The organism is Nocardia sp. (genome assembly GCF_025465275.1).
Taxonomy (GTDB): Bacteria; Actinomycetota; Actinomycetes; order Mycobacteriales; family Mycobacteriaceae; genus Nocardia.
On sequence record NZ_JAODNK010000027.1, the window covers coordinates 144,666 to 151,345 of the forward strand.

Consider the following 6,680-nt stretch of genomic DNA (forward strand, 5'->3'; position numbering starts at 1 on the left):
GTGGAGCTGCGACAGCTGGCCTACTTCGTCGCCGTCTGCGAGGAGCTCAGCTTCAGCCGCGCGGCCACGCGCTGCTTCATTTCGCAGTCGGCCATCAGCCACCAGATCGCGCGGCTAGAACGCGACCTCGGCGTGCCCCTCTTCGAGCGCTCGACACGGTCGGTTGTACCCACCGACGCGACCACCCGGCTACTTCCCCTTGCGAAGCAAATGCTGAGCCTGGAATCCGCCATTCGCGCAGCTGTAAGGGCCTCCGGGCCACGGATTCGCCTGGCAGCCAATATGTCCTTCGCAACAAGATCGCTGTCCGCCATTGCCGGAGCACGCGAGGCGCATCCGGGTGCGGAGATCGAATTCGTCATCAAGCCGTTCCGCCAGCGCATTCAGGCGGTGGCGGACGGAGACTGTGATCTTGCTCTCATCCGAGGGAGTGTGGATCAGCCCGGACTGACCGTGGAGAAGCTCTGGGTGGAGGACTTGGTCATCGCCACCTCCACCGCGCACCCCCTCGCCGGGCGCGACGACGCCACCCTCGCCGATCTCGGTGCGTACCCACTGCTACTACCGCCCGAACTCGATCAGGTGCTGCTGCACAATGTCGTCCGCGCCGCCTTCGCCGATCTACCCACCGGCCCCGCCTACGGTCCGCCCATCCCCCCGGACCACACGGCCACCATGGAACTCATCAACCGCCCCGACGCCTGGACCATCCTCTACGCCGACAGCCAGACCGAAGGCATCGCCATCCTCCGCCTGACAGGCCACCCTCTCCGCATCCCCGTCTCCGCCGTGATCCGCAGCGACATCCGCCCCTCCCCCATCCTCACCACCCTCCTCGCCGCCCTGCACTGCGCCTGAAAACGGAGCGGCGGAACAGCATTCGTCGGCTATCGTCGTTCCGTCGGAGCGGGCCACGGGGAGTGGCCCGGAGGTAGGGGGATCCATGAATCCGTGTCCGCGTTGCGGCATGCTCGATCAGGTACGCGGTCTACGCGCGATTCTGCAGAACGACATCCGGCACAGCACGTCGGTGGGGAGCATCAATCTCCAAGGCAGACAGCGCTTCACCGTGACACGAGCCGGTGACCTGTTCCCCAGCCAGTACGGGCGGGCGACGACGACGATGCGCGGTTCGATCGTTCAGCACGGGCTCGAGGGCAGTGCTCTCGCCGGAGCTCTCGCCGCAACAACGTTCCTCGACCCGCGGCATGCCGGAATGACCCACCGTCGGGCCAGCACGCTTTTGCTCTTGGGCGCGTGGGCAATACCCGCCGTCGCCGCTCTGTTGAGCTACGCCACCACCGCCGGCGGATTCCTAGACTTACTGGCCTGCTGGATTTTCCTGCCGGTGTTCGTGTGGGTCCTGGTGGTACCGCTCGCCAGGCTGGTCGCCCAGCGGCTCGACGAGGCCGCCACCGCCGCGGATATACCGAAACAGCAGGGACGGCAACGCGCCGGACAGCGGGCGGCGCTGTGGGAGACGCTCGCCTACTGCGGCCGTGATCATCTCGCGTATGACCCGCGCAGCGGTGCGCACTTTCCGCCCGAGGGGATCACGGGATATCTGTTCCACCAGATCCCCGAGGGCGAATATGTGGCGCAGACCGATCGAAGCGCACGCCATTGAAGCGACAGCGGAACCGGGTGCGACCTACGCTGGCAGATGTGAGCCAGGAGCACATGCGGGCGTCCGATGCCGACCGCGAGCAGATCGTCGCCAAACTCAAAACGGCCATGGATGACGGCAGGATCGATCTGCACGAATTCGATGAGCGACTACAGCAGGTGTATGCCGCCAAGACCTATGGCGAGCTGGCACCGGTGCTGTCCGACCTTCCCGTGCAACGGGTTTCCCGATCAACCGCGGGTAGCGGGACCGGCAGGGGTGGGCTGCCGACCTGGGTGATCATTATGTGGATCCCGTGGGTCTTCGTGAATATTCTGTGCCTGGTCATCTGGCTGGCGACCGGCGCTGGGTACTTCTGGCCGTTCTGGGTGGAGGTGCCGTGGGGGCTGGCGCTGTTGATTCCCAGTACCATCGGCCTCGTTGTCGGCCGGGACAACAGCCGGACCGAGCAGGCGCGAGAACAGCACCGCCACTGAGGTTTACGCCAGTGCGGTAGCTACCGCCAGGTGCAGCCGCAGATCCTCGGGCTCGTCGTCCTCGACGGCCCAGACGATCTCCTCCATCGACCGCATGAATGCCCAGCCGTGTGCACGATCCGCGGAGACGTCCAGGGCTGTTGCCGTCCGGTCCACCACCGCGCGTGCATGTTCGGCCACGAGGGCACTCTGCACCTGGATCATCACCAGGAATCCCGCATCGAATGCGGCCTCGCCCAGATAGGCCTTGGGGTCGATCAGCAGCCACGGCGCACGTTCCGCCGCAACGATATTGCCGAGATGCGTATCCCGATTGACGATCAGCAGCGGGCCGTCGGGTATCGCCAGCTTGCCGCACCATTCGGCAGCCCGCTGCAGCAAACGAGCCGGAATCACCTGCGATACCGCAGCTTCGGGGTCGATGAACATCTCGATCCACTGCTCCACCATGCCTGCCGCCGTGGGCAGAGCCGGATATCCGTCGGGGATATCCGTCGGTTCCCGCCGCAATCGCCGGTACAGCTCGCAGGCGAACTCGACCTTGCCGATGTTCTCGGCGCGACCCTCCATGCTCGGAAATCCCGGCTGCTCCAGCAGCGGTGTGCCCGGCCGCGCCCACTCCAGCAGTAAAGAGCTACTGGCGGAATCGAATTCGTACAGCCGGACCGCACCCTCACCGCGATAGCAGAACATTCCGGCCGCTTCGCCGAGGTTCTCCTCGTCCACCACCGGAACCTTCAGTACCGCGGCGGAGCCGTCGGCGCGCCGCACGGGCGCGACATAGGAATGCGTCCCGCCACCGAAGCCATCGCCCACCACCTCGAGCTCCCAGGCCGCACACCGCTCCGCCACGACCCCGGGCAGATCCCGCAACCACTGCCGGCCGCGCTCCCCGAATGCCGTGGCAATATTGCCGGAGACCTCCGGCGGCAGTGTGATCGACATCGAACCAGCCTGCCCGAAAACGCACCGGTCGAGCAATCCGGTGCAGTGGACAAGGCGCTGCCTCGGCGGCACAGCCGGATCGACGCGATAGGGTCCGGCCGTGCAAGGGATGACAGATCAGCAATTTCACGCCGCACTGACTGGGCTGGCCGCCGACTTCGGCGCGTGGGATCGCGCCGCGGTGGTCACGGCCTGCACAACAGCGGGCTGGAGCGTGGACGATGACGACGAGATCGCCGATATCCCGGGGGCCGAGCGCGGCGGCTGGATGTCGGACAACGACCACCGGACCGATCCCGGCGCGCCCGAATACGATGCGGTCGGCATGTACGTGGGGCACGCCGAGCCCGATGAGTTCCCGAAATACCTCGCCGCCGCGACCGAGGTGTGGGGTGAGCCGTCGATGTTCGGCGGCAGCCGCAATGTCTTCGTACGGTGGCGCGACAAGGTGACCTTCCGCGAGCTGTCCATGGACCACTCCGGCGAGATCAATCTGCGCGCGGCCTCCACCGAGGTGTTCGAGGAATGGGATTATCGCGCCTGGGATTTCGAGGACGACCTCACCGAGGTGCCCTTCACCTGGATGGGCGATAAGGACGGACCCGGGATGGACGGGTTCGCCATGGGCGAGAAGGTGGTCTCGAACTGGGACGATGTCGCCGAAGCCCTCGCGAACACACTGCTCGACGTGCAATTGGGAATGTGGGCGCTGGGTACCGCCGATCCCGATCCCGAACTCGGGCCCGATCGGCTGGTGATCACCCTGCAGGCAGATACGGATCTCGACGAGGAGGACGACGAGGACCGGGACGCGAGCACCGTCGACAGCGATCTCAAGGTGCAGATCGTGCTGTACCCCGACACCCTGCTCCTGCTAGTCAGCGACGGCGACGAGTGGCAGGACGAGCTGACCGCCAAGGGCTTCAAGCCCTACGGCGACGGCGTCCAGGCCCGCGATTACACCGCCGACCCCGCCGCTATCACCGAGGCCGCCCAGCTGACCGCGATCTTCCTGCGGCACTTCGGTTTCGAGTCCCCCGGCGAGGTGACGCACGATTCCTGGCGGCACCCCAGCCCGTACTCCTACTTCACCCTGACCTGTGTGGGTGTACCCGAATCATCCTGAGCGGTGGTGTCAGGGGGCGGCCGGCGCCGCGGTCTCGTGGACCGATCGCCACTGGTAGGTGCGGCCGTCCGTCACCAGCACGGCCGTCACCAGGCGACCGGCCCGGATCTCGCCGACCACGTTCTCGGCGACGAATCGGACGACGATGAGATTGCCGCTGCGGGCGAGTTCCCGCACCTCGGAGACCTCGATCTCCAAGCCCGGCTGCACATTTCGCGCCGACCAGATCCCGGCCAGAAAGGTTTCCCGGTCGACGGCCTGACCGGTGGTCACCACCGACGAGAACTGGTCGTCCAGTGCGATACCGATGCGGTCGAAGACCTTGGGCAGCGCATCGGACCCCAGCCACTCGGCCAGGTCCCAGTGCAGGGCGGCAACCACTTCGGTCAAGTCGGGAATTGCAGACATACCTGGCAATCTGGATCTCAGCGAGCCCGATCGGCCCGCACCGAGAGCCTAGATGAGCAGCCCGCACCGCCGCGCGGCCGCCGCTCGAATCTAAAGCAAATTCGTTTCAGACATATGCGTGCGGATACAAAACGACTCGCCAAACCCGAAGCTGCTTTCGCAACAACAGATTTGGCGAGTCGAGGGTGACTCACCGGGTACGCGCTAACCCGGCTTACGGGATCCCGCAGGCCGGCGACGCGACGTAAGTCGCGCCTGACCGGTCCGCAAGAGTCCCGGGGAGGCGGATTAGCCCTTGTGTGCCTTCACTGCCTCGGTCAGCTGCGGGGCGACATTGAACAGGTCGCCGACGATGCCGTAGTCGCTGATCTCGAAGATGGGGGCTTCCTCGTCCTTGTTGACAGCGACGATGGTCTTCGAGGTCTGCATGCCGGCGCGGTGCTGGATCGCGCCGGAGATGCCGAGGGCGATGTACAGCTGGGGGGAGACCGTCTTACCGGTCTGACCGACCTGGAACTGGCCCGGGTAGTAGCCCGAGTCGACAGCGGCACGCGAGGCGCCGACAGCGGCACCCAGCGCATCAGCCAGCGGCTCGATGACCTTGCCGAAGTTGTCGGCCGAACCGACACCACGGCCACCGGAAACCACGATCGCGGCCTCGGTGAGCTCCGGACGATCGCCACCGACGTTCGGCTCACGCGAGACGACCTTGGTGACGCCCTCTTCCTGGGCGGGAACCTCGACGACGACCTTCTCGCCGGCACCGGCCTGCGGAGCCGCCTCGATGGCGCCCGGGCGGACCGAGATGACCGGGACATCGCCGGTGGCCTTGGCGGCAACGGTGAACGCGCCACCGAAGATGGAGTGCAGGACCGAGCCGTCGGCATTGACCTCGATGGCGTCGATCAGCAGGCCGGAGCCGATGCGGGCGGCAAGGCGGCCCGACACCTCCTTGCCGTCGGCGGTGGCGGCGACCAGGATCGCGGCCGGAGTGGCGGTCTCGGACAGCGCGGCCAGGACGTCGACCTTCGGGGTCACCAGGAAGCCTTCGGCCTCATCGGATTCCGCGACATAGATCTTCTCGGCGCCGGCGGCGGCCAGCGCGTCGGCCAGCTTGTCGGCGGTACCGGGGGTGGCCACCACGACGGCGGCCGGGGTGCCCAGGCTACGGGCGGCGGTGATGAGTTCGGTGGTGACCTTCTTGGGCGCACCATCGGCGTGCTCCACGAGCACCAGTACTTCTGCCATTGTCTTTCTCCTACTGTGTCTTTGAGGGCGAGCTGCAAGCACTGCGCCCCCGCAGTCCGGCTCGGGGGCTTTAGATGATCTTCTGACCGACCAGGTAGGTGGCGATCTGCTGGCCGCCCTCACCCTCGTCGACGATCTTCGCGCCCGCCGTGCGTGCCGGCTTCGGAGTCACACCGGTCACCTGGGTGCCGGCATTCGCAACGCCCACGGTCTCCGGGTCGACGCCCAGATCGGCCAGCGTGAAGGTCTGAACTTCCTTCTTCTTCGCGGCCATGATGCCCTTGAAGGACGGGAAGCGCGGCTCGTTGATCTTCTCGGTCACCGAGACGATGGCCGGGAGGGTGGCCTCGAGCTTGAAGACGCCCTCGTCGGTCTCGCGCTCACCGGTGATGCGCTCGCCGTCGACAACCAGCTTGCGCAGGTGGGTCAGCTGCGGCAGACCGAGGTACTCGGCAATGATGGCCGGCACGGCGCCGGAGCGACCGTCGGTGGCCTCGTTACCGGCGATGACCAGTTCGATGCCCTCGATCTGGCCGAGAGCGGCGGCCAGCACGTAGGCGGACTGCACGGCGTCCGAGCCGTGGATGGCGGCATCGTTGATGTGGATGGCCTTGTCGGCACCCATCGACAGCGCCTTGCGAATGGCCTCGGTGGCACGCTGCGGGCCCATGGCCAGCACGGTCACCTCGCCGCCCTGGGCCTCCTTGATCAGCAGCGCTTCTTCGACAGCGCGCTCGTTGATCTCGTCGAGGATGGCATCGGCGGCCTCGCGGTCCAGGGTGTAGTCACCATCGGTCAGCTTGCGCTCGGACCAGGTGTCAGGAACCTGCTTGATCAGTACGACGATGTT

The 6,680-nt window shown here is 66.3% G+C and carries 8 protein-coding genes; 4 read left to right on the forward strand and 4 right to left on the reverse strand.

What is annotated here, in order from left to right; translation table 11 throughout:
* From JWN03_RS07160 to JWN03_RS07170, 3 genes are all read left to right on the forward strand, one after another.
* Nucleotides 1-858 (forward strand): LysR family transcriptional regulator, encoded by an 858-nt coding sequence (locus tag JWN03_RS07160; RefSeq protein WP_297611496.1) that lies wholly within the window; start codon nucleotides 1-3, stop codon nucleotides 856-858.
* A gap of 109 nt (nucleotides 859-967) precedes the next feature.
* A complete protein-coding gene (locus JWN03_RS07165) occupies nucleotides 968-1,627 on the forward strand; it encodes a hypothetical protein (protein ID WP_297611499.1) in 660 nt (219 codons plus the stop codon).
* Between the two features lie 38 nt (nucleotides 1,628-1,665).
* Nucleotides 1,666-2,103, forward strand: coding sequence for a DUF1707 domain-containing protein (locus JWN03_RS07170; protein WP_297611502.1), 438 nt, complete (start codon nucleotides 1,666-1,668; stop codon nucleotides 2,101-2,103).
* 3 nt (nucleotides 2,104-2,106) lie between these two features.
* Here the strand turns inward: JWN03_RS07170 and JWN03_RS07175 are convergent, their stop codons facing one another.
* On the reverse strand, nucleotides 2,107-3,048 hold the full coding sequence (locus tag JWN03_RS07175; protein WP_297611505.1) for an aminoglycoside phosphotransferase family protein: 942 nt from the start codon (nucleotides 3,046-3,048) through the stop codon (nucleotides 2,107-2,109).
* A 100-nt stretch (nucleotides 3,049-3,148) separates the two neighbouring features.
* Here JWN03_RS07175 and JWN03_RS07180 point away from each other — a divergent pair, with 100 nt between their 5' ends.
* Nucleotides 3,149-4,174 carry a hypothetical protein gene (locus JWN03_RS07180; protein ID WP_297611509.1) on the forward strand — a complete coding sequence of 342 codons (1,026 nt, stop codon included), beginning with the start codon at nucleotides 3,149-3,151 and terminating at the stop codon, nucleotides 4,172-4,174.
* Between the two features lie 9 nt (nucleotides 4,175-4,183).
* Here JWN03_RS07180 and JWN03_RS07185 read toward each other — a convergent pair whose 3' ends face one another.
* The 3 genes from JWN03_RS07185 to JWN03_RS07195 all read right to left on the reverse strand — a co-directional run.
* The gene (locus JWN03_RS07185; RefSeq protein ID WP_297611512.1) at nucleotides 4,184-4,582 is read right to left on the reverse strand and encodes a hypothetical protein; all 399 of its coding nucleotides are present in this window, start codon (nucleotides 4,580-4,582) and stop codon (nucleotides 4,184-4,186) included.
* A 288-nt stretch (nucleotides 4,583-4,870) separates the two neighbouring features.
* Complete coding sequence (locus JWN03_RS07190; RefSeq protein ID WP_297611515.1) at nucleotides 4,871-5,830, reverse strand: electron transfer flavoprotein subunit alpha/FixB family protein; 960 nt, start codon at nucleotides 5,828-5,830, stop codon at nucleotides 4,871-4,873.
* Between the two features lie 70 nt (nucleotides 5,831-5,900).
* A partial coding sequence (locus JWN03_RS07195; protein ID WP_297611518.1) for an electron transfer flavoprotein subunit beta/FixA family protein occupies nucleotides 5,901-6,680 on the reverse strand: 780 nt, incomplete at its 5' end.